The organism is Microbacterium sp. AR7-10 (assembly GCF_001878835.1).
In the GTDB taxonomy this organism is placed as follows: Bacteria; Actinomycetota; Actinomycetes; order Actinomycetales; family Microbacteriaceae; genus Microbacterium; species Microbacterium commune.
On the sequence record NZ_MJIR01000069.1, the window covers coordinates 1 to 20,848 of the forward strand.

General features: G+C 70.4%; 22 protein-coding genes and 1 tRNA gene. 8 read left to right on the forward strand and 15 right to left on the reverse strand.

Going from position 1 to position 20,848, the window contains the following annotated elements; translation table 11 throughout:
- Positions 1–462 (forward strand): serine hydrolase domain-containing protein (locus BFN01_RS09345; protein WP_143187208.1); only part of this gene is annotated, 462 nt, incomplete at its 5' end.
- A 15-nt stretch (positions 463–477) separates the two neighbouring features.
- Here the strand turns inward: BFN01_RS09345 and BFN01_RS09350 are convergent.
- Positions 478–1,137, reverse strand: a complete 660-nt coding sequence (locus BFN01_RS09350; protein WP_071643716.1) for a YigZ family protein — start codon at positions 1,135–1,137, stop codon at positions 478–480.
- Positions 1,138–1,255: 118 nt separating this feature from the next.
- Between BFN01_RS09350 and BFN01_RS09355 the strand changes: the two genes are divergently transcribed.
- From BFN01_RS09355 to BFN01_RS09370, 4 genes are read left to right on the forward strand one after another with little or no spacing between them, the layout of a single operon-like run.
- Positions 1,256–1,804 carry a type 1 glutamine amidotransferase domain-containing protein gene (locus BFN01_RS09355; RefSeq protein ID WP_071643854.1) on the forward strand — a complete coding sequence of 183 codons (549 nt, stop codon included), beginning with the start codon at positions 1,256–1,258 and terminating at the stop codon, positions 1,802–1,804.
- Positions 1,805–1,858: 54 nt separating this feature from the next.
- Complete coding sequence (locus BFN01_RS09360; protein WP_071643718.1) at positions 1,859–2,542, forward strand: response regulator transcription factor; 684 nt, start codon at positions 1,859–1,861, stop codon at positions 2,540–2,542.
- Positions 2,539–3,885, forward strand: coding sequence for a cell wall metabolism sensor histidine kinase WalK (locus BFN01_RS09365; protein ID WP_071643720.1), 1,347 nt, complete (start codon positions 2,539–2,541; stop codon positions 3,883–3,885). Before BFN01_RS09360 ends, BFN01_RS09365 begins: the two co-directional genes overlap by 4 nt.
- A 56-nt stretch (positions 3,886–3,941) precedes the next feature.
- A complete protein-coding gene (locus BFN01_RS09370; RefSeq protein ID WP_071643723.1) occupies positions 3,942–4,763 on the forward strand; it encodes a hypothetical protein in 822 nt (273 codons plus the stop codon).
- 48 nt (positions 4,764–4,811) lie between these two features.
- Here the strand turns inward: BFN01_RS09370 and BFN01_RS09375 are convergent, their stop codons facing one another.
- Both BFN01_RS09375 and BFN01_RS09380 read right to left on the reverse strand, forming a co-directional pair.
- Positions 4,812–5,366: a DUF1697 domain-containing protein gene (locus BFN01_RS09375; RefSeq protein ID WP_071643726.1), complete on the reverse strand. Its 555-nt coding sequence runs from the start codon at positions 5,364–5,366 to the stop codon at positions 4,812–4,814.
- Positions 5,363–5,941 (reverse strand): isochorismatase family protein, encoded by a 579-nt coding sequence (locus BFN01_RS09380; RefSeq protein WP_071643728.1) that lies wholly within the window; start codon positions 5,939–5,941, stop codon positions 5,363–5,365. The genes BFN01_RS09375 and BFN01_RS09380 overlap by 4 nt, the downstream gene beginning before the upstream one ends.
- A 501-nt stretch (positions 5,942–6,442) precedes the next feature.
- Here BFN01_RS09380 and BFN01_RS09385 point away from each other — a divergent pair.
- Both BFN01_RS09385 and BFN01_RS15490 read left to right on the forward strand, forming a co-directional pair.
- Positions 6,443–8,110, forward strand: a complete 1,668-nt coding sequence (locus tag BFN01_RS09385; protein ID WP_071643856.1) for a sodium:solute symporter family protein — start codon at positions 6,443–6,445, stop codon at positions 8,108–8,110.
- The gene (locus tag BFN01_RS15490; RefSeq protein WP_177243842.1) at positions 8,110–8,247 is read left to right on the forward strand and encodes a putative transporter small subunit; all 138 of its coding nucleotides are present in this window, start codon (positions 8,110–8,112) and stop codon (positions 8,245–8,247) included. Before BFN01_RS09385 ends, BFN01_RS15490 begins: the two co-directional genes overlap by 1 nt.
- 61 nt (positions 8,248–8,308) lie before the next feature.
- Here the strand turns inward: BFN01_RS15490 and BFN01_RS09390 are convergent.
- From BFN01_RS09390 to BFN01_RS09435, 10 genes are all read right to left on the reverse strand, one after another.
- Positions 8,309–8,380, reverse strand: a tRNA-Thr gene (locus tag BFN01_RS09390).
- Positions 8,381–8,462: 82 nt separating this feature from the next.
- On the reverse strand, positions 8,463–10,025 hold the full coding sequence (locus BFN01_RS09395; RefSeq protein WP_083428751.1) for an alpha/beta hydrolase: 1,563 nt from the start codon (positions 10,023–10,025) through the stop codon (positions 8,463–8,465).
- Entirely contained in the window at positions 10,022–11,179 is a 1,158-nt protein-coding gene (locus tag BFN01_RS09400) for a DNA polymerase III subunit delta' (protein WP_071643730.1), read from the reverse strand. The genes BFN01_RS09395 and BFN01_RS09400 overlap by 4 nt, the downstream gene beginning before the upstream one ends.
- A 48-nt stretch (positions 11,180–11,227) precedes the next feature.
- Positions 11,228–11,857: a dTMP kinase gene (tmk, locus tag BFN01_RS09405; protein WP_071643732.1), complete on the reverse strand. Its 630-nt coding sequence runs from the start codon at positions 11,855–11,857 to the stop codon at positions 11,228–11,230.
- Positions 11,854–14,715, reverse strand: a complete 2,862-nt coding sequence (gene topA / locus BFN01_RS09410) for a type I DNA topoisomerase (RefSeq protein WP_071643734.1) — start codon at positions 14,713–14,715, stop codon at positions 11,854–11,856. Before topA ends, tmk begins: the two co-directional genes overlap by 4 nt.
- A 109-nt stretch (positions 14,716–14,824) precedes the next feature.
- Positions 14,825–15,151, reverse strand: a complete 327-nt coding sequence (locus BFN01_RS09415; protein WP_071643736.1) for an Rv3654c family TadE-like protein — start codon at positions 15,149–15,151, stop codon at positions 14,825–14,827.
- A 43-nt stretch (positions 15,152–15,194) separates the two neighbouring features.
- Positions 15,195–15,548, reverse strand: coding sequence for a TadE family type IV pilus minor pilin (locus tag BFN01_RS09420; RefSeq protein WP_071643737.1), 354 nt, complete (start codon positions 15,546–15,548; stop codon positions 15,195–15,197).
- Entirely contained in the window at positions 15,548–15,760 is a 213-nt protein-coding gene (locus BFN01_RS09425; RefSeq protein WP_071643739.1) for a DUF4244 domain-containing protein, read from the reverse strand. Before BFN01_RS09425 ends, BFN01_RS09420 begins: the two co-directional genes overlap by 1 nt.
- 45 nt (positions 15,761–15,805) lie before the next feature.
- Positions 15,806–16,705 (reverse strand): type II secretion system F family protein, encoded by a 900-nt coding sequence (locus BFN01_RS09430; RefSeq protein ID WP_083428752.1) that lies wholly within the window; start codon positions 16,703–16,705, stop codon positions 15,806–15,808.
- On the reverse strand, positions 16,699–17,694 hold the full coding sequence (locus BFN01_RS09435; RefSeq protein WP_083428753.1) for a TadA family conjugal transfer-associated ATPase: 996 nt from the start codon (positions 17,692–17,694) through the stop codon (positions 16,699–16,701). Before BFN01_RS09435 ends, BFN01_RS09430 begins: the two co-directional genes overlap by 7 nt.
- Before the next feature lie 379 nt (positions 17,695–18,073).
- Here BFN01_RS09435 and acs point away from each other — a divergent pair, with 379 nt between their 5' ends.
- The gene (gene acs / locus BFN01_RS09440; RefSeq protein ID WP_071643741.1) at positions 18,074–20,044 is read left to right on the forward strand and encodes an acetate--CoA ligase; all 1,971 of its coding nucleotides are present in this window, start codon (positions 18,074–18,076) and stop codon (positions 20,042–20,044) included.
- 74 nt (positions 20,045–20,118) lie between these two features.
- On the opposite strand, the gene BFN01_RS09445 is transcribed toward acs, so the two are convergent.
- On the reverse strand, positions 20,119–20,577 hold the full coding sequence (locus BFN01_RS09445) for a RidA family protein (protein ID WP_071643743.1): 459 nt from the start codon (positions 20,575–20,577) through the stop codon (positions 20,119–20,121).
- Complete coding sequence (locus tag BFN01_RS09450; RefSeq protein WP_071643745.1) at positions 20,574–20,798, reverse strand: hypothetical protein; 225 nt, start codon at positions 20,796–20,798, stop codon at positions 20,574–20,576. Before BFN01_RS09450 ends, BFN01_RS09445 begins: the two co-directional genes overlap by 4 nt.
- Positions 20,799–20,848 lie beyond the last annotated feature (50 nt).

The following is a 20,848-nucleotide window of genomic DNA, read 5'->3' on the forward strand; positions in this document are numbered from 1 at the left end:
CCGTTCGCCACCTACATCCACGAAGCGGTGTTCGCGCCGCTCGGCATGACGTCGACAAGGCTGACCGGGTCAGCCGGCGCGGGTGCCGAATCCACCGCGGCCGACCTCGCGCGCTTCGCCGCCGAACTGCAGCGTCCCGCCTTGCTCGCCCCGCAGACGCTGGCACTCGCGACGACCGTCGCGTTCCCCGGACTCGACGGGGTGCTGCCCGGCTACGGGGTGCAGCGGCCGAACGACTGGGGGCTCGGGTTCGAGCTGCGCGACGGCAAATCGCCGCATTGGACGTCGACGGCCAACTCCGCTGAGACGTTCGGCCACTTCGGGCAGAGCGGCACGTTCCTGTGGGTGGACCCGCGGGCGCAGGCGGCCTGCGTCGCGCTCGCCGATCGGGACTTCGGGCCATGGGCGTCCGAGGCCTGGCCGCCGCTGTCGGATGCCGTGCTCACCGCCCTCCGCGGCTGATTCGGCCCGCGTCGCTCAGCGCGGCACGTCGATCACCCGCTGCACGCCGGTCCCGACCGCCGCCACCGCTCCCGCGGACAGCGCGGCGACCTCCGCCTGCAGAGCCGGCACCGCCGATGCCGGCGCCCACACCTCGAACTCCGCCGACGCCGCATAGGTGGTCTCCCCGAGCACGGCACCACTGCGTGCCGCCCAGTCGCGGAGCAGGTTGTCGAAACGTCCGGCATCCGCGTGCGCAGCAGCCAGGCGCACCTGATCCAGCACCCGCCGGTCGACCAGGGCCGCGAGATCGAGCGTCTCGGAGACCGCAGACGAGTAGGCGCGCACGAGACCGCCTGCCCCCAGCTTGATGCCGCCGAAATAGCGCGTCACCACGGCGACGACATCGGTCAGCTCCCGACGCCGCAGCACCTCCAGCATCGGGATCCCCGCCGTCCCCGACGGCTCTCCGTCATCGGACGACCGTGCGCGATCGCCGTGCAGCCCGGTCACCTGCGCACTGCAGTTGTGCCTGGCATCCCAGTACCGCCTTCTCACATCGGCGATCACCGCGTCAGCCGCCTCGGGCGCGTCCACCGGAGCCACCAGGGTCAGGAACCGCGACTTGCGGATCACGAGCTCATGCTCGACGGCATGGGCGATCGTCGCGGGCAGCCGATGCGACGACACGGACATCCGTCCAGCGTAGGCACCTGCGGGCGTATCACGCGTCGCCGCGCCTCGCCATCCCCTGCCGAGGATGCGCCGCCCCGTCGCAGAGTGGCACCACCATCCCCGATCGAAAGGACGCATGATGACGAGCATCTCCGACGCGAAGGTCGCCTTCCTCGCAACCGACGGCTTCGAAGACAGCGAACTGACCGAGCCGTGGCGGGCGGTGACCGACGCCGGCGGCACGGCGACCATGGTGTCGCCCGAGTCCGGCGAGATCACCGGCAAGAACGGTCATGCCCAGCCGGTCGACCTCGCCGCGGGCGCCGCATCGGCCGACGACTTCGACGCCCTGGTGCTGCCCGGCGGCGTCGTGAACGCCGACCACCTGCGCATGGATCGCGCCTCCATCGATCTCGCCCGCGCATTCTTCGAGCAGCACAAGCCGGTCGGCGTGATCTGCCACGGCGCGTGGATCCTCATCGAGGCTGACGTCGTCGACGGCCGCACCCTCACCAGCTACCCCAGTCTCGCGACCGACCTGCGCAACGCCGGGGCGACGTGGGTCGACGAGGAGGTCGTGGTCGACGCGGGTCTGGTCTCCAGTCGCACCCCCGATGACCTGCCCGCGTTCTGCGCGAAGGTCGTCGAGGAGATCGGCGAGGGCACGCACCGCGAGCAGCACGCCTGATTCCCGGCTGCGCGCTTCAGCCGCGCTTCAGGATCCAGCCGCCAGACTGTGAGCATGCGGATCCTGATCGTCGATGACGAAGTGCGCCTCGCCGACGGCGTCCGTCGTGGGCTGGAGGCCGAGGGCATGGTCGTCGACGTCGCGCACAACGGCGTCGACGGCCTCGCCAGGGCACGTGACGACGACTACGACGCGATCGTGCTCGATGTGATGATGCCGGGGATGAGCGGATACCGGGTGTGCCAGGCCCTGCGCGCCGAGGGCGATTGGACGCCGGTGCTCTTCCTCACGGCGAAGGACGGCGAGTGGGATGAGGTCGAGGGGCTCGACACCGGCGGCGACGACTGGCTCACCAAGCCCTTCTCGTACCCCGTGCTCGTCGCCCGGCTGCGGGCGCTGGTCCGCCGCGGAGTGCGCGAGCGTCCCGCCGTGCTGGAGGCGAGCGACCTGCGTCTCGACCCTGCCGCTCGCCGGGTCTTCCGCGGCGAGACCGAGGTCACCCTCACCGCCCGGGAACTCGCGGTGCTCGACTTCCTGATGCGCCGCCGTGACGAGGTGGTGACGAAGGCCGAGATCATCACGAACGTGTGGGGTGCCGATTTCGACGGGGATGCGAACATCGTCGAGGTCTACATCGGGCATCTGCGCGCGAAGGTCGACCGCCCGTTCGGTCGGGAGAGCATCCAGACCGTCCGTGGCGCGGGCTATCGCCTGACGGGGCGGGATGCCAGGGCATGACCTCCCCGCTGCGCTCCATCCGCTCTCGCCTCACCATCGGCGCGCTGCTGGTCGTCGCCGTCGCGCTGATCGCCGGCTCGTTCGCGGCCGTGCAGGTGCTGCGGGCCACGTTGACGGACAGCGTCGCAGCGTCCGTCCGCCAGGACGTCGACACGATCTCCGCGCAGCTCGAGCGCGGCCCCGGGCGCGTGGATGCCATCGACGACGATGTCCTCGTGCGGCTGCAGGACGTCGGCGATGACCACGGCGGCGAGCGCGACGAGGACGACACCGCAGGGCCGGCCCCGGATCAGACGAACGACGACGACGCCCGCGCCCTGCCCGTCGTGCGAGATGACCGCGCCCAGCGCATCGAGGTCGACGGGGAACCCTACCTCGCCGTCAGCGAGCAGACCGATCGCGGCACGCTCACCGTGGCGCGACCGCTCGACGGCGTCGAGGAGGCGGTGTCGGCGTCTGCCGTGCTGCTGGCGGTCGCCGTGCCGCTCGTGCTGGGCCTCGTCGGGCTGGTGATGTGGGTGGTGGCGACCCGCGCGCTCGCTCCCGTCGAGCGGCTGCGCCGGCAGGTGGATGCCATCGACGCGGCAGGCCTCGACCGACGGGTGGACGCCGCGCGAGACGACGAGCTGGGTGCGCTGGCCCGGACGATGAATCGGATGCTGGACCGTCTGGAGCACTCGCAGATCACGCAGCGCCGGTTCGTCAGCGACGCGTCGCACGAGCTGCGCTCGCCCCTGGCGACGATCCGCCAGCACGCGGAGGTGGCGGCAGCGCATCCGGAGGCGAGTTCTCTGCCTGCCCTGAGTCGCGTCGTGCTCGACGAAGGTGAGCGGATGCAGGAGCTCGTCGAAGGACTGCTGCTGCTGGCCCGGCTCGACGAGGGCCGCGACGCCCCCGTGGCGCCGACCGATGTCGACGACATCGCCCTGGCCGAGGTGCAGCGGCTGCGTGGCATGGGAATCGCCGTCGACGCCAGCGGGATCGGGCCCGGCCGCGTCGTCGGGAACGCAGCGCTGCTGGCTCGTGCGGCGCGCAACCTCGCCGACAACGCGGCCCGGCATGCCCGCGAGCGGGTGTCCATCCGCGTGGTCGAGCAGGGCGAGAGAGTGCTGCTGCAGGTCGAGGATGACGGGACGGGGATCCCGGTCGAGCAGCGCGAGCACATCTTCGACCGCTTCGTGCGGCTCGACGAGGCGCGAGCGAGGGATGCCGGCGGCAGCGGCCTCGGACTCGCCATCGTGCGAGAGATCGCTCTGGCGCACGGCGGCGAGGTCACCGCATCCGACGGCGCCTCCGGAGGGGCGCTGATGACTCTGGCCCTCCCCCGGTCCGCCGAAGCCTGAACGCGTCTTCAGGCGGCTTCAGGAGCGGTTCACCGCCCGCAGAGCACAGTGGAGACATGGACAACGACGAGAAGACCCCTGCCCCCTCCGACGACCCAGCAGGCCGCGACGCGGGCCACCCGGCCGGCGCGGCTGCCGAGGCTCCCACCGAGCGCCTCGACGACGCCGTCGCGCCCGCGCCCGCAGGCTCGCCGGCCGCCGACGCCCCGTCCGAGGTGAAGAGCCCCGCACGCAGCCGCAATCGCCGGATCCTGATCGGTGCCGGTGCCGCCCTCGCACTGCTCGCCTTCGGCGGCGGCGCCTTCGCCATCGGCGCCGCCGTGGCCGATGACGACGACGACCGGCCCGGCATCCATGCACCCGGCTCCCGCGACGCGGACGAGCGCGGGGGCCGGCCCGGGAATGGCTCTGACGATGACCGCCGAGACGATGACGTTCAGCCCGGTGACGCCGGCGCGGTGTCCGTCCCCGTGGATGCTGCGGCGCTGCGCACGGCCGCGGAGACCGCGGTCGAGCACGCGTCCGCCGAGGGCATCACCTCGATCGAGGTCGAGCGCGGCGGGTACGACATCGACGCCCGCCTGGCCGACGGCACCGGCGTCGACCTGTTCGTCACCGCCGAGGGCGCCGTGCGCGAGCGCGGGAGGGACGACGACGGTGACGATCCGCTGATCGACCTCGCTCAGCTCGGCGACATCCTCGCCGCTGCCCAGTCGGCCGCCCGCGATGAGGGCGCGACCGAGACGACCTTCCACGCGCTGTCGACCAGCTCCTCCGGCGCCGTCTACGAGGTCGAGCTGCTCGGTGGCGACCGCACCGACGTCGAGGTCGAGCTCGACGCCGAACTCGGCGTGGTGCGGGTCGACGTCGACAGCTGAATCAGGCAGCTCGCAGAGCCGGGGGCGGTGCATCCGTCCCCGGCTCTGTCATGCGCTGACGGTGGGTGCGGTCAGCTGCACCAGCGTGCGCACCGTGTTGCGGTTGCGGGCCGTGCCCGCGGTTCCCAGGGCACGATCGAGCACGGCCCGCGTGAGCTTGCTCGAGGCGACGCCGCCCTGACCGTAGTCGATCCACAGCTCATGCCCGACGAGCGCGACGCGCTCACCCTGCTGCAGCCGGTCGGTGAGCTGCGCGACGGCTCCGGGAGCGGCATCGCCCTCGAGGAACATCGCGTGGACCATCCTGTCGAGCGCGGCGTCGGGGAACGGATCGTCGCGCTCGGCCCGTACGAGCTGATCGTGCGTGCGGGCGATCACCGGGGTGTCGACGCCGAATTCATCGGCGACGAGCGCCCGCACACTCGCGCATGCGACGGCCAGGTCGTCGGGCGCATCGCAGATGATGTTGCCGCTCGCGATGTAGGTCGCCACGTTCCGCAGGCCGCCGCGCCCCGACAGCAGCGCTCTCAGCTCGGCCATCGGCACCCGGTTCGCCCCCGAGACGTTCACCGCCCGCAGCAGCAGTGCGCAGCGCTCGGTCATCGTCCGGTGGGGGCGAGTTCGGCGCCGGCGTGCGCGAGCTCGGCCAGGGCGGCCGCGCTCGACTCCTCCGCGACGCCCGCGACGAGATCGGTGAGCACCCGCACCCGGATGCCGTGCGCGATCGCGTCCAGCGCGGAGGCTCGGACGCAGTGGTCTGTGGCGATGCCGACCACGTCGGCGTCGGTCACGCCGTGCGCGGTGAGGATCTCGGCCGTGCGCTCCCCGCCGTCGGTCACGCCCTCGAACACCGAGTAGGCCGGGAGGCCCTGGCCCTTGCGCACATGGTGGGTGATGGCCGCAGTGTCGAGCAGGGGGTCGTATTGGGCACCCTGCGTTCCGGCGATGCAGTGCGTCGGCCAGGTGCCGACGTAGTCGGGCTGCGCCGAGATGTGCCCGCCGTTGTCGCTGTCGGGATCGTGCCAGTCGCGTGACGCGACGATGACGTCGTAGTCGGCGGCGTGCTCGGCCAGCAGCGCCGACACCGCCGAGGCCACCGCGTCGCCACCTGCGACGGCGAGCGCACCGCCCTCGGTGAAGTCGTTCTGCACATCCACGATGAGAAGAGCCCTGGTCATGCACCGAGCGTACGCGTCGGACAGGCGCTGCGGCGTCCGTACCGTGATGCGCTGGGACCCGCATTTGACTTGCCCCGGGCGATTGCTACCGTGGAGAAGCGGGCCGGACACGCTCGCAGCGCTGCCGCCCGGTGACGAGCGCCCGCCCGCCGAGGACCCGAGGTCCGCTCGCGGGCGCGCCACGACGAACCGCCTGCGTCGTGAGCAGCGCCCGTTCTCTCCGGCTCGCGGGAGGCTTCGGCCTTCCGCGCACGCGCGCGTCGCTCCTCGGCGGGGGCGACATCCGCGCGCGTGCTCCCCGAGAGAAGGAACCGTATGCCGGCCAGTATCCGTTTCGCCCCCGTTCCGTCCGTCCGTCTGCTCACCGGCCCTCTGAAGGCCACCCTCCCGTCCCGTTAGCGCTCTCTTCTCCCGCCCCCCGGCAGTGCCGCCGGCCCTTCGACAAGAGAGAGAAACGTGGAAAACCTGCAAACCCTCGCCGGACCCGTCGTGGTCCTGCTCATGCTGCTGTTCTTCGGCGGCAGCCTGTACATGTCACTGCGCATCCGCAAGCGCACCGAGAACGCCGACGGCTACATGACCGGCGGCGGGAGGATCGGATTCGGCATCTCAGCCGCATCGATGACCGCCACCTGGATCTGGGCGGCGTCGATGTACGCCTCAGCCACCTCCGGCTACACCTACGGCATCTCCGGCCCCATCCACTACGGGCTCTGGGGCGCTCTGATGATCTTGCTCATCTACCCGTTCGGCAGGCGCATCCGGCGGGTGGCGCCCAAGGCGCACACCATCGCCGAGGTGATGTTCGCCCGCCACGGCCGCTCCAGTCAGCTCATGCTCGCCGGCTCCAACGTGCTCGGCAGCATCATCAGCCTCACCTCGAACCTCATCGCCGGCGGCGCGCTGATCTCGATGCTCTCGCCGTTCACGTTCGGGCAGGGCATCCTGGCCATCGGTGCGGGGGTGCTGCTCTACACGCTGTGGTCGGGATTCCGCGCGTCGGTGCTCACCGACTTCGCGCAGGTGTGCGCGATGCTGGGCGCCGTGATCGTGATCATCCCGGTCATCTTCTTCGCGGCCGGCGGACCGAGTCTGTTCGAGACGGGCGCGTCGAACCTCACCCCTCAGCAGGCGGACTTCTTCTCGTCCGACGCGTTCTTCAACCAGGGTGCGCCCTACATCGCCGCCGTGCTGGCATACGCGATCGGCAACCAGACCATCGCGCAGCGTCTGTTCGCCGTGCGCGAGGACCTGATCAAGAAGACGTTCGTCACCGCGACCTTCGGCTACGGAGCCACGATCATCGGCATCGGCATGCTGGGCGTCATCGCCCTCTACGCCGGGATCACGCCGGTGGGCGGCGACGTGAACAACCTGATCCCGCAGATGGCCGCCACCTACCTGTCGCCCCTGCTGCTGTGCGTCTTCTTCGTGATGATCATCGGCTCGCTCTCCTCGACGGCCGACGCCGACCTCACCGCCCTGTCGTCGATCGTGATGGCCGACATCTACGGCCAGAACGTCGCAGGCAAGAAGCGGGCGAACCCGCGGACCATGGTGCTGATCGGCCGCATCACGATGATCGTCGCGATGGTAGCCGGCCTGTTCTTCGCCGGAAGCCAGCTCAACATCCTCGACCTGCTCGTGTTCGTCGGCGCGCTCTGGGGTGCCCTGGTGTTCCCCGTGATCGCCAGCTTCTACTGGAACCGCGTCACGAACCTCGCGTTCTCCGTCTCGGTGGTGGTGGCCCTCGCCGCCTTCCTGCCCGTGCGCTTCGAGTGGGTCGAGCTGGCCGGGCCCGTCGCAGTCGTCTCCGACGTGCTCTCGACGATCGGCATCGGCGTCGTGCTGGGCCTGATGGCCTTCGGCTTCTTCGGCAAGCGCGTGGCGCTGATCGTCGCGACGGTGGCGACGCTGGCATCCGCTCCGTTCACCATCGGCTTCCTGCACACCTACCCGGTGCTGTCGGGCTCGCTGATCGCCTACGCGGTGTCGACGATCGTGTGCGTCGGGCTGACCCTGCCCAGCAGGAAGGCGGACTTCGACTTCGACCTGATCAAGCAGCGCACCGGCGATTTCGACTCCGTCGACACCGACGAGCTCAACACGGAGCTGCTGCAGCTCACCGAGACCGAGAAGCGGCTGTCGGCCGAGAACGAGAGGAACTGATGGAGATGTCCCCCATCGCATTGACCGCCTACCTCCTGGTGTGGCCCGTGATCGTGACGGGAACGCTCACCGTGATCGTGCGCGCCTTCGTCAAGGAGGCGAAGCAGGCCAAATCCGAGGGCCGTTCGATCATCTGATCGCTGGCTCCCACGGAGACGACTGCGGGCCCGGGATGCTGTGCATCCCGGGCCCGATCTGAGCCACCTGTCAGGATCGAACTGACGGCCTTCCCATTACGAGTGGGATGCTCTACCACTGAGCTAAGGTGGCGTGCGCAGCGGACTGCGGCACAGGAAACGATCCTACTACGACGATCGGGCGCGCGCGAAACCGGGCAGGCGCCGCACGATGCTCACTCGCAGCGCAGGCCGTCGTCGGGAACCGTCCCGTCGATGAGGAAGCTCTCCACCGCGTCGTCGACACAGCTGCTGCCCTTGTTGTAGCCGGTGTGTCCCTCCCCCACTCGGGTGACGAGCACCCCGTTCTCGAGCTGCTGCGCGAGAGACTCCGACCACTCGTAGGGCGTCGCCGGGTCGTTGGTCGTCCCGACCACGACGATCGGCCCCGAGCCTGTCGCGGCGATCGGCTCACGCACGCCGACCGGCGGGTACGGCCACACCTCGCACGGATCGGGGCCCTGCCAGTACGGGGCGAACGTCGGCGCGAGCTTCTCGATCTTCGCGATCGCCGCAGCCTCCGCGGCCGGGTCGTCCTCGACGGGGTAGTCCATGCAGTTGTAGGCCCGGAACGCCTCGGAGGAGTTGTCGGCGTAGGTGCCGTCGGGCTCGCGCCCGTTGTAGCTGTCGGCGAGCGCGAAGAGCACCGACGGGTCACCCTGCAGCACGGCGGTGAGACCCTGGGTGAGATACGGCCAGCTCTGCTCGCTGTACATCGCCGTGATCACGCCGGTGATCATCGTGTCGACGGTCAGCATCCGCCCGTCGCCGTTCTCGATCGGCGTCCGAGCCACCGTCGCCAGCAGCGCCTGGAAGTCGGCGATGGCCTCATCGACCGAGCCGTTGAACGGGCACTCGGCGGTCGAGACGCAGTCGGAGAGGTAGGCGCGCAGCGCCGACTCGAAGCCGACAGCCTGCGTCGTGCCGACGTCCAGCCCCGGCACGGACGGGTCGATCGCCCCGTCGAGCACCAGCCGCTGCGCGCGTTCGGGGAACAGCTTCGCGTACGTGGCGCCGAGGAAGGTGCCGTACGAGTAGCCGAGGTAGTTCAGCGTCTTGTCGCCGAGCACCGCTCGGATCAGATCCATGTCGCGCGCCGAGTTCACCGTCGTGATGTGGGGCAGCAGCCCGTCGCTGTTCGCCTCGCACGCGTCGGCGTACTGCTGGTTGCGCGCGGTGATCTCCGCCTCCCACTCGGGGGTGTCTCGTGGAGCGTCGAGCACCCCGTAGTTGTACTCGTCCATCTGCTCGGCGTCGAGACAGGCGACCGCGCTCGAGCGGCCGACGCCGCGCGGGTCGAAGCCGATCACGTCGAAGCGCTCGATCAGGTCGGGTCCGACGGCGTACTCCAGACTCTGTGCCACGAAGTCGTAGGCGCTCGAGCCCGGGCCGCCCGGGTTGATCAGAAGCGACCCCTGGAACTCTCCGGTCGCCTGGTGGCGGATCAGCGCGAGCGTGAGGTCGCCCGCCGTCGGATCCTCCCAGTCGCGCGGGGCCGTGACCTCGGTGCAGTCGAACCGAGCTCCGCATGCCTCCCACTCGAGTGCCTGCGAGTAGTACGGCTCCAGCTCGGCCGGTACGCCGGATGCGTCGGGGTCTCGGGAGATGGAGGTCGGTGCGTCCGGGATCTGCGCGTAGAGGCATCCGGAGAGCACGAGCGACGCAGCGGCGAGACCCGCCAGCACAGCGGCCGCGCGCCGCAGCGGGCGCAGGGATCGAGACCTGACGATTCGGTTCACGGGGTCCTTCCGCTGGAGACCGTCACGAGAAGACTCTCGACGGCGAGGAGGGGTGCGACGTTGCGCTCGAGGGATTCGCGGGTGGCGGCCACCGCATCCAGCACGATGATGGTGCGCTCGACCGACCACGCGTCTGCGATGCGGTCGAGCTCATCGCGCAGTTCGCGGTTGATCAGCTCGTCACCGCGCCCGAACTGCAGCATGACGACGTCACGGTACAGCGACTGGAGGTCGGTGAGCACCCGGTCGATCCCGTCGCGCAGGCTGCGCGTCGCGCGCTTGCGCTGATCGTCTTCGAGGGCGCTGATCTGCGCGCGCAGCGCGGTCGGAACGGCCTGCCCTTCGGCGATGCCCACGGTGCGCAGCAGTGCGGCCCGCTCGGCGGCGTCGCGCTCGGCGGTGAGCGCCTTCGCGTCGTCGGTCGCGGCCTGGATGATCCGCCCGGCCACCTCGACGGCCGTGCTGACTCCGCGAACGCCGAGCACGGCGCGCAGCGTCTCGTCACGTCGTCGGCGTGCGTCATCGTCGGTCGCCAGCCGCTGCGCCATTCCGATGTGGCGCTGCGCGTGTCTGGCGGCCTGCTCGGCGACTGCGGGGTCGACCCCGGTGCGTGCGGCGACGAGCCGGGCGACATCGTCGACGTCGGGCTCGCGCAGCCGCAGGGCCCGCACGCGCGAGCGGATGGTGGGCAGCAGGTCTGCCTCGCTGGGCGCGCACAGCACCCACACCGTCTTCTCCGGCGGTTCTTCGAGGGCTTTCAGCAGCACGTTGGACGTGCGCTCGACCATGCGGTCGGCGTCTTCGACGATGATCACCCGATAGCGTCCGGCGGACGGCGCGAAGTACGACCGCTCGACCAGTGCGCGGGCCTCGGCGATGGTGATGATCACCTTGTCGGTGCGCAGAGCCGTGACATCGGGATGGGTTCGCGCGAGCACCTGACGCATCGTGGCCTCATCGCTCGGATCCTCAGCGATCAGCGCGGCGGCGAACGCGTACGCCAGCGTGGAGCGCCCTGAGCCCGGGGGGCCGGTGATCAGCCAGGCGTGCGAGAGCGACGCCGGATCGGCTGCGGCCTGGCGGAGGGTCTGCACGGCGGCATCCTGCCCCCATACGTCCGTCCAGGGGAACGGCGCGGTGGCGAGGGCGGTCATGCTCTCCAGCCTATCCGCGGGGCCGACATCGGCCGATGCCCTGCGTGCTCAGACGATCACCGACATGCGCGCCCGGATCAGCACGGCGATGTCGTCGGGGTCGAGCGAGGCGTCGACGACCAGGAACCGCTGCGGCTCGGCTGCGGCGAGCGCGAGATAGGCCGATCGCACGCGGGCGTGGAAGTCCTCCCTCTCCGCCTCGAGGCGGTCGAACGGCTTGTCCTCGGCGTCCAGCCGGCGCCGCGCCGTCGACGGATCGAGGTCGAGAAGCACCGTCAGATCCGGCAGCGCGCCTTCGGTCGCCCACAGCGAGAGGTCGCGCACCTCGGTCGCGTCGAGCACACGTCCGGCACCCTGATAGGCGACGGACGAGTCGAGATAGCGATCCTGGATGACGATCTCTCCGCGCGCCAGCGCAGGTCGCACGACCGTCGCGACATGGTGCGCGCGGTCGGCGGCGTACAGCAGAGCCTCTGCCCGGGGCGCGATGTCGCCGCGGTGGTGCAGCACGATGTCGCGGATCAGGACGCCGACCTCGGAGCCACCGGGCTCGCGCGTGCGCAGCACGGTGCGGCCGCGCTGCTGCATCCACTCAGCGAGCAGGCCCGCCTGGGTGGTCTTGCCCGAGCCGTCGCCGCCCTCCAGCGTGATCCACAGTCCCGGCCGTTCCGAGGTCACGAGCCTGCCCGGGCCGCTGCGCGCGCCGCATCCGCCTTCGCGATCGCGTTCGCCTTGCGCGTGGCCGCGGCCTTCTTCGCGGCCTCGGAACGCGCAGCCGCCTTCTCGGCATCCGACGTCGCGGATGCCTTGTCGGCCGCCGGCTTCTTCGCGGCCGGCTTCTTCGCGGCCGGCTTCTTGGCAGGTGCCTTCTTGGCAGGTGCCTTCTTGGCGCCCCGCTTGGCCGCAGGTCCCTTCGCGCGCTTGTCGGCGAGCATCTGCACCGCGATCTCGAACGTCACGTCATCGGGCGTCTGACCCCGCGGGATCGTGACGTTGGTCTCGCCGTCGGTGACGTAGGCGCCGAAGCGGCCGTCACGGATGCGGATCGGCTTGCCGCTGACCGGATCGGCCTCGAACTCCTTCAGCGCGCTGGATGCCTTGCGCCCGCCGTACTTCGGCTGCGCGTACAGCTCGAGCGCCTGCTCGAGCGTGACGTCGAAGATCTGCGACTCGCTCTCCAGCGAGCGCGAGTCCGTCCCCTTCTTCAGGTAGGGCCCGAATCGACCGTTCTGCGCGGTGATCTCCTCACCGGTGGCAGGGTCGGCACCGACCACACGGGGCAGGCTGAGCAGCTGCAGCGCGGTGTCGAGGTCGATCGTGTCGACCGACATCGACCGGAACAGCGACGCGGTGCGCGGCTTCGGAGCTGCGTCCTTCTTGGTCTTCTTCTTCGGCTTGTCGACGACCTCGCCGGTCGCCTCGTCGACGGAATCGTCGTCGGAGACCGGATCGTTCTCCTGCACGTACGGACCGAAGCGGCCGTCCTTGACGACGATGATCTTGCCGTTCTCGGGGTTCTCGCCGAGCACGCGGTCGCCGGCCACGGGTGCGTCGATCAGCTCGCGCGCCTTGTCGGCGGTGAGCTCGTCAGGCGCCAGGTCCTCGGGCACGTTGACGATGCGCGGCTTGGCCTCGGGGTTCGCCGGGTCCACGACCTCCAGGTAGGGACCGTACTTGCCGAACCGCAGGGTCGCATCGTCGGTGATCCGCGTCGAGTTCAGCGCTCGCGCGTCGATCTCGCCGAGGTTGTCGACGACCTGTCGCAGGCCCACCTGATTCTCGGAGCCGTAGTAGAAGGACTTCAGCCATTCGACGCGGTTCTGCTCGCCGCGGGCGATGGCGTCGAGGTCGTCTTCGAGGGCCGCGGTGAAGTCGTAGTCGATGAGGTCGGCGAAGTGCTGCTCCAGCAGCCGGACCACGCTGAACGCCAGCCACGTGGGCACGAGCGCCTGGCCGCGCTTGGTCGCATATCCGCGATCGATGACGGTGCCGATGATGCTGGCGAAGGTCGAGGGCCGGCCGATGCCGTGCTCTTCGAGGGCCTTCACGAGCGACGCCTCGGTGTAGCGCGGCTTCGGCGTGGTGCGGTGGCCCTTCGCGACGGATTCGCCGATGGCCAGTTCGTCGCCGACGGCGACCGCCGGCAGCGACTGGTCGGCTGACGAGTCCTGCGCGTTGCGCTTCTCGTCGCGGCCCTCTTCGTACGCCTCGAGGAAGCCCTTGAACGTGTAGACCGTTCCGGATGCGGTGAACTCGACCTGCTTGCCGGCAGCCTCGGTCTCGAGGGTGATCGTGGTCGTCTCGTACTTGGCATCCGACATCTGGCTGGCGACGGTGCGCTTCCAGATCAGGTCGTACAGGCGCTGCTCTTCGCGGTCGAGACCCGAGGACACCGACGCCGGGGTGCGGAACGTCTCACCCGACGGACGGATCGCCTCGTGCGCCTCCTGGGCGTTCTTGCTCTTCGACTTGTACACGCGAGGCTTCAGCGGCACCGCCGAGTCGCCGTACAGCGCGACCGCCTGGCTGCGCGCGGCCTGGATCGCCTGCGTGCTCAGCGCGACCGAGTCGGTGCGCATATAGGTGATGTACCCCTTCTCGTAGAGTCGCTGGGCGACGCTCATCGCCTGCTTGGCACTCATTGAGAGCTTTCGTCCGGCCTCCTGCTGAAGCGTGGACGTGGTGAAGGGCGCGTAGGGGCTGCGGGTGCCGGGTTTCGCCTCGACCTTGGCGACGGTCGCGGCGCCCGCGGCGTCGACGGCGGCGGCGAGCGCCTCGGCGTCGGCCTCGGAGAGCACGACGACGGCCTTCTTGAGCTTGCCGGTGTCGTCGAAGTCGGTTCCGCGGGCCAGCTGCCCGCCGTCGACGCGCACGAGACGCACGCCGAACGCGGCGCCGGTCGACGACGCCTGCGCCTCGACGTCCCAGTACTCGGCCGAGACGAAAGCCATCCGCTCGCGCTCGCGCTCGACGACCATGCGCGTGGCGGCCGACTGCACCCGCCCGGCAGAGAGACCCGACTTGACCTTGTACCAGAGCACCGGCGAGACGTCCCACCCGTACAGGCGGTCGAGGATGCGACGGGTCTCCTGTGCGTCGACGAGCGCCAGGTCGAGCTCGCGCGTGTTGCCCACGGCGGCCTGGATGGCGTCCTTGGTGATCTCGTGGAAGACCATGCGCTTGACCGGCACCTTCGGCTTGAGCGTCTCGAGCAGATGCCAGGCGATGGCCTCGCCTTCGCGGTCCTCATCCGTGGCGAGCAGCACCTCGTCGGCGCTCTTCAGCGCGCGACGCAGCTCGGCGACCGTCTTCGTCTTCCGATCGGACACCACGTAATAGGGGTCGAAGCCGTTCTCGACGTCGATCGAGTACTTGCCGTACGCCTTCTTGTCCTCGGCGGGGATGTCCTTCTTGTCCGCGAGGTCGCGGATGTGACCCACAGAGCTGAGCACTTCGTAGTCGTCGCCGAGATATCCCTGGATCGACCTCATCTTCGTCGGGGACTCGACGATGACGAGCTTCTTGCCTTGTGCCAAGGGGCGTCCTTTCTTCGAAGCACACCATACACACCGCGATCCCGGCGTGAGCCGAGAGCTCGTCAGACGAGTGGGCTGACGCGCGGGCGGTGCGAGGGGCGTCGCACGTTCAGCTTTTCGGCGGCCCCGCTCGGGCGCGGGCGACGGCGACCAGTCCAGAGTACGCGGAACTGACCTCCACCGTCGCCGTGAGGGCGTCGACCGCGCACGAGACGAGTCGCGATCCGGATGCTTCCGCAACCCGCGCCGCGAGAGCACAGGCGTCCTCCCCGGTGATGACGGCCCCGGAGACGACGTCGGCTGCGGCGAGCGCTGCGGCGTCGGCCGCTCCGGCCGTGCGCTGCGCGGTGACGGCGGCGCCGCCCATCGCAGCCAGTCCGAGCGATAGGGCGGCCGCGACCGTGACCACGCCGGCGGCGAGCGCGGTCCCGCTCATGCCGCACACCGTTCCCGCCCCGGGGCGGAGGGCTGCGCGGAGGTCACAGCCCACCGGCCAGGGCACAGCTCGATGCGCTCAGCGGCACCGAGATCAGCCGACCGATGCGCATGTCGAGGGATGCCGTCACGCAGACGAGGTCACCCGCCGACCGGGATGCCGATGACGCGCCGTCCACGGCATCCCGGATCACCGCGGCTGCTCGAGCAGACGTCTCGCCCCGCCCCAGCAGACGGGCCGCGTCGGCTGCGGCATCCTGCAGCGAGACCTGCGTCGCGGCGGCGGCGAGCGCCCCGACACCGAACGCGATGGCGATGAGCGCCGCCGGCAGCGCGACCGCGAGCTCGGCGGCGACCGACCCTCGGTCGCCGCCGAGCTCGCGAGAGGAGCGTGGCATCAGGCGACCGTGAGCGCCCGTCGGACGAGGTCGGTGAGGATGCCCCTCACCTCGTCGGAGCGCATGATCACCACGAGCAGACCGGCGAAGGCCACGGCGGCCATCGTCGTGATCGCGTATTCGGCGGTGGCGGCTCCTGTCTCGTCGGTGAACAGCTCGGCCGCTCGGCTTCTGGTGAGCGGGGGCAGCGGGTCGGTGCAGGGTGCGGTCATGGTGTTCCTTCTCTCTTGTGCGGGGCGACTCTCGCCCTCGACGTGTCAGATGTGCAGGGGCGTGGAGGCGAGCACGCTGAGCATGAGCGGCGCGACCCCGAGCAGGAGGAATGCGGGCAGCGTGCATGCACCCAGGGGCAGCAGCAGCTGCGACGAGAGCCTGGCCGCGCGCACGCGCCCTCGTACACGCGACTCGTGGCGCTGCTGCGCGGCGGTCGCGCGCAGCAGCTCGCCGGCCGGAACTCCGGCGGAGCGCGACAGCTCGAGCACCGCGTCCGTGGTGCTGCGATCGTCCGACAGCGCGGCCGGGCTGTGCTCGACGAGCCGCAGCGCCCGCGGGATGCCGACGCCGCCGGCGAGCGCCACCGCGACCAGTTCGGCGTGCATGCCCGGGGTGCCGCTCTCGGGCTGCGCGGCCCGGACCATGCGTCCGGTCCACCAGCGCGCAACGAGAACCAGAGCGGCGCCGAGCACGACGCAGGCAATGCCGAACGGGTTGCTCACCAGCACGCCGACCGTGTCGAAGCCGAGCGCGAACCCCAGCAGCAGTCCGGCGAACGGCAGCCAGAGCAGCAGTCGCGCGGTCCCGGTCGGCTCGGCAAGCGCGACCCGCACGTCGTCGGCGGCGGAGGCGGCATCCTGCAGCGACTCCGACAGCGCCCGCAGCACGTCGGCCAGCGGAGCACCGACGGTGGTCGCGATCTCCCAGGCTGCGGCGACGTCCGACCACACCCCGTTCTCCGCGTCGATCGCGCCGACGAGCTCGGCCCCGGCGTCCACCCGCGCGACGATCCGACCCGCGACGGCGTCGCCGGTGTCTGCGAGATGGCGCCACGCGGTGTGCGGGCGGGTTCCCGCCTGCAGCAGCACGGCCAGCGTGCGCACCGCGGCAGCGGCCCGCTGCGGGTCGTTCTGATGCGGGCGCTGACGCCGCCACCTCACCACGGCTGCACCTCCTCCATCGCCAGGCGATCGCCGCGCAGCACGAATCTGCCCGCGTGCGCGATGCGCCGCCGCCCGTCCGTGCCGCGCTCCAGATGCAGCACGACCGTGAATGCGCTGACCACCTGTCGAGCCAGTGCCGTGGCATCCATCCCCGCGAGCGCGCCGAGTGCCTCCATGCGTGCCGGCACGTCGGCCAGCCCTGAGGCGTGCAGCGTTCCCGCGCCGCCGTCGTGGCCGGTGTTCAGCGCGGTCAGCAGCTCGCGCACCTCCTCGCCACGACACTCCCCGACGACGAGCCGGTCGGGCCGCATGCGCAGCGACTCACGAACGAGCATCGCGAGCGTAATGCGGCCGGCGCCTTCGAGGTTCGCCTGGCGCGCTTCGAGCGAGATGTGATGCGGATGCCGGGGGCGCAGCTCCGCGACGTCCTCGATGGTGACGATCCGCTCCCCCTCGCCCACCTCGGACAGCAGTGCGGCGAGCAGCGTGGTCTTGCCCGTGCCGGTTCCGCCGGTGATCAGCACATTGGCCCGCTCGCGCACCAGCCGCGCCAGCCAGTCGCGCTGCGCGTCGCCGAATGTTCCGGTGGCGGCGAGCGCGGCGAGGTCGGCGCCGAGCACGCGGGGGATGCGCACCGACAGCGCCGTGCCGGTGACCGAGACCGGAGCGAGGACGGCATGCACGCGGATGCCCGAGGCGAGCCGCACGTCGACGCAGGGCGACTGATCGTCGAGGTGGCGCCCACCGGCGGCGACGAGGGCGACCGCGAGGTCGCGCACCTCGCGCTCCGACGCGCGCCACGTCGGCACTCGCTCGGCACCGCGGCCTCGATCGACGTAGAGACCGTCCGCGCCGTTGACGAAGATGTCCGTCACGGCGGCGTCGCGCACATGCTCGGCGAGCGCACCCAGGGCAGGATCCACGTCGACGACGGCGTGCTCGGCGTGCGCGTCGGGCTGTCGGGCTCGGAGGACGAACGGTTCGGGCATGCGACGACGTTAGGCGGGCGTCGGCGCCCGGCGCGGCCGGATTCCCACGTGATGTGCACAACTGCGTCGTGGCCTGCCCTGTGCAGACGGACCGGCCCTGCAGACGACTGCGCGGCAGAGCGTCCGCAGACGGACGGGCGGCACCTCACGGGGGGAATGAGGTGCCGCCCACGCGCGGCCCGGAGATGAGGGGGGCACCCGGGCGCGCTGAAGCCGTATACGAATCGGCTGAGGTCAGTGTACGCACCGCTCGCGAGATGCGGCAAACCCCCGCCACTACCGACTTTCGACAGTAGGCCGCGCCCTGCGCCGGGACTAGATTCGCCGTGTCACGGTCGTGTCTCGGCACGATCACCCGACCGCGCAAAGGAGCGAGTGCATGAGCAGCCAGATCGACCACCTCCTCGACGAGGCCCGCAGATTCCCGCCGTCAGAGGAGTTCGTCGCTCAGTCGATCGACGACCCCGCCCTCTACGAGCGGGCCGCCGCTGACCGCGAGGGCTTCTGGGGCGAGCAGGCCAGGGAGAGTGTCCACTGGCACAAGCCGTTCACGCGCGTGCTCGACTGGTCGAACCCACCGTTCGCGAAGTGGTTCGACGACGGCGAGCTCAACGTGGCATACAACTGCCTCGACCGGCACGTGGAAGCAGGTCACGGCGACCGGGTGGCCATCCTCTGGGAGGGAGAGCCCGGCGACGAGCGCCGCATCACGTACGCCGAGCTCACCGATGAGGTGAAACGTGCCGCCAACGTGCTGCAGGACCTCGGCGTCGGTCAGGGCGACCGCGTCGCCATCTACCTGCCGATGATCCCCGAGGCCGTCATCTCGATGCTCGCCGTGGCTCGCCTCGGCGCCATCCACTCGGTCGTGTTCGGCGGCTTCAGCGCCGACAGCCTGCGATCGCGGATCGACGACGCCGGAGCCAAGCTCGTGATCACCGCCGACGGCGGCTACCGCAAGGGAAAGGTGTCGGCCCTCAAGCTCGCCGTCGATCAGGCACTCAGCGACCGCAATGGCGAAGGCGAGCAGCAGACCGTCGAGCACGTGCTCGTCGTCAGGCGCGGGGGCAACGAGGTCGACTGGGACGACGAGCGCGACGTCTGGTGGCACGATGTCGTGCCGCAGGCATCCGGTGAGCACGAGGCTCAGGCCTTCCCCGCCGAGAACCCGCTGTTCATCCTGTACACGTCGGGCACGACCGGAAAGCCGAAGGGCATCCTGCACACGTCCGGTGGGTATCTGGTGCAGGCCGCCTACACGCACAAGTACGTCTTCGACCTGCACCCTGAGAGCGACGTCTTCTGGTGCACGGCTGACATCGGCTGGGTCACCGGGCACAGCTACGTGGCGTACGGCCCGCTGGCCAACGGCGCCACCCAGGTTCTCTTCGAGGGCACGCCGGACTCGCCGCACCCCGGCCGGTGGTGGGAGCTGATCGAGAAGTACGGCGTGACGATCTTCTACACCGCGCCGACGGCGATCCGCTCGTTCATGAAGCTCGGTCGTCAGATCCCGCAGAAGTTCGACCTGTCGAGCCTGCGCCTGCTCGGCTCGGTGGGCGAGCCGATCAACCCCGAGGCATGGATGTGGTACCGCGAGGTCATCGGCGCGGACAGGACCCCCATCGTCGACACGTGGTGGCAGACCGAGACGGGTGCGATCATGGTCTCCCCTCTTCCCGGCATCACCGCGACCAAGCCCGGTTCCGCCCAGGTGCCCATCCCCGGCATCTCCATCGACGTCACCGACGACGACGGCAACGAGGTGGGCAACGGCAACGGCGGACTGCTCGTCATCACCGAGCCATGGCCGTCGATGCTGCGCGGCATCTGGGGCGACCCGGAGCGATTCAAAGAGACCTACTGGGACAAGTTCAAGGACAAGGGGTACTACTTCGCCGGTGACGGCGCACGTCTGGACGAGGACGGCGATCTGTGGCTGCTCGGCCGCGTCGACGATGTGATGAACGTGTCGGGTCATCGCCTGTCGACGACCGAGATCGAGTCGTCGCTGGTCGCTCATGAGGCCACCGCCGAGGCCGCCGTCGTGGGGGCGTCGGATGAGACCACCGGCCAGGCGGTGGTCGCCTTCGTGATCATCAAGCAGAGCTATCTCGAGGCGCATTCGCCGGAGGGCCTGGCGACTCTGCTGCGGGGCTGGGTCGCCGAGCAGATCGGCCCGATCGCCCGTCCGCGCGATGTGTACGTCGTGAACGAGCTGCCGAAGACCCGATCGGGCAAGATCATGCGGCGTCTGCTGCGCGACGTCGCCGAGGGCCGCGAGGTCGGCGACACGACGACGCTCGCCGACACCATGGTGATGAGCACCATCACCAGCCAGGTCAAGTAGCGGGCACACCAGCGAAGCGGCCCTCCGATCGAGATCGGAGGGCCGCTTCGCTCATGCCGGAGCCGTCAGCGGGCTCACGCGAGGATGAAGGTCACCTCGACCTCGACGGGCGTGTCCAGCGGCAGGCTGGCGACGCCGACCGCGGCACGGGCGTGCTTTCCCGCGTCGCCGAAGATCTCGCCGAGCACCTCACTGGCCCCGTTGACGACGGCCGGCTGCCCGGTGAAGGACGGGTCGGATGCCACGAAGCCGCCCACCCGCAGCACGCCGGCGATCCGATCGATGCCGCCGGCGGCCTGCGCGGCCGCGGCGAGGGCGTTCAGCGCGCAGGTGCGGGCGTAGCCCTGGGCATCCGCCGCATCGATCTCGGCGCCCACCTTGCCGGTCGCGGGCAGCGCGCCGGCGACGAACGGCAGCTGACCGGACGTGTAGACGAGGCCGCCGTGCACGACGGCGGGGACGTACGCGGCGACGGGTGCGGCGACGGCCGGCAGCTCGATGCCGAGCTCGTCGAGTCGGGCGGCGACGCTCACTGCTGAGCTCCGTCGAACTGACGCGACGCCTCAGCGGCGGCCGCGAGCCCGGCGTTGGCCGTCGAGTCCTGCGTGATGGGACGCTTCAGGTAGGCGACGAGGCCACCCTCCGGCCCCTGGACGACCTGCACGAGCTCCCAGCCCTGCTTGCCCCAGTTGTTGAGGATCGCCGCCGTGTTGTGGATCAGCAGCGGCGTGGTCAGATACTCCCACGTGATCATGGCACTCCTGTGCGTCGGCGACGAACGGCACGGGATGCCGAAGCGTCGAG

Excerpts from the sequence above, each read along its gene's own strand:
- BFN01_RS09365 (WP_071643720.1), top strand. The coding sequence starts at position 2,539 with ATGACCTCCCCGCTGCGCTCCATCCGCTCTCGCCTCACCATCGGCGCG.
- BFN01_RS09360 (WP_071643718.1), top strand. The coding sequence starts at position 1,859 with ATGCGGATCCTGATCGTCGATGACGAAGTGCGCCTCGCCGACGGCGTC.
- BFN01_RS15490 (WP_177243842.1), top strand. The coding sequence starts at position 8,110 with ATGGAGATGTCCCCCATCGCATTGACCGCCTACCTCCTGGTGTGGCCC.
- BFN01_RS09370 (WP_071643723.1), top strand. The coding sequence starts at position 3,942 with ATGGACAACGACGAGAAGACCCCTGCCCCCTCCGACGACCCAGCAGGC.
- BFN01_RS09450 (WP_071643745.1), bottom strand. The coding sequence starts at position 20,798 with ATGATCACGTGGGAGTATCTGACCACGCCGCTGCTGATCCACAACACG.
- BFN01_RS09400 (WP_071643730.1), bottom strand. The coding sequence starts at position 11,179 with ATGACCGCCCTCGCCACCGCGCCGTTCCCCTGGACGGACGTATGGGGG.
- BFN01_RS09380 (WP_071643728.1), bottom strand. The coding sequence starts at position 5,941 with ATGACCAGGGCTCTTCTCATCGTGGATGTGCAGAACGACTTCACCGAG.
- BFN01_RS09385 (WP_071643856.1), top strand. The coding sequence starts at position 6,443 with ATGCTGCTGTTCTTCGGCGGCAGCCTGTACATGTCACTGCGCATCCGC.
- acs (WP_071643741.1), top strand. The coding sequence starts at position 18,074 with ATGAGCAGCCAGATCGACCACCTCCTCGACGAGGCCCGCAGATTCCCG.
- BFN01_RS09425 (WP_071643739.1), bottom strand. The coding sequence starts at position 15,760 with ATGACCGCACCCTGCACCGACCCGCTGCCCCCGCTCACCAGAAGCCGA.
- BFN01_RS09435 (WP_083428753.1), bottom strand. The coding sequence starts at position 17,694 with ATGCCCGAACCGTTCGTCCTCCGAGCCCGACAGCCCGACGCGCACGCC.
- BFN01_RS09350 (WP_071643716.1), bottom strand. The coding sequence starts at position 1,137 with ATGTCCGTGTCGTCGCATCGGCTGCCCGCGACGATCGCCCATGCCGTC.
- BFN01_RS09355 (WP_071643854.1), top strand. The coding sequence starts at position 1,256 with ATGACGAGCATCTCCGACGCGAAGGTCGCCTTCCTCGCAACCGACGGC.
- BFN01_RS09420 (WP_071643737.1), bottom strand. The coding sequence starts at position 15,548 with ATGCCACGCTCCTCTCGCGAGCTCGGCGGCGACCGAGGGTCGGTCGCC.
- BFN01_RS09415 (WP_071643736.1), bottom strand. The coding sequence starts at position 15,151 with ATGAGCGGGACCGCGCTCGCCGCCGGCGTGGTCACGGTCGCGGCCGCC.
- BFN01_RS09375 (WP_071643726.1), bottom strand. The coding sequence starts at position 5,366 with ATGACCGAGCGCTGCGCACTGCTGCTGCGGGCGGTGAACGTCTCGGGG.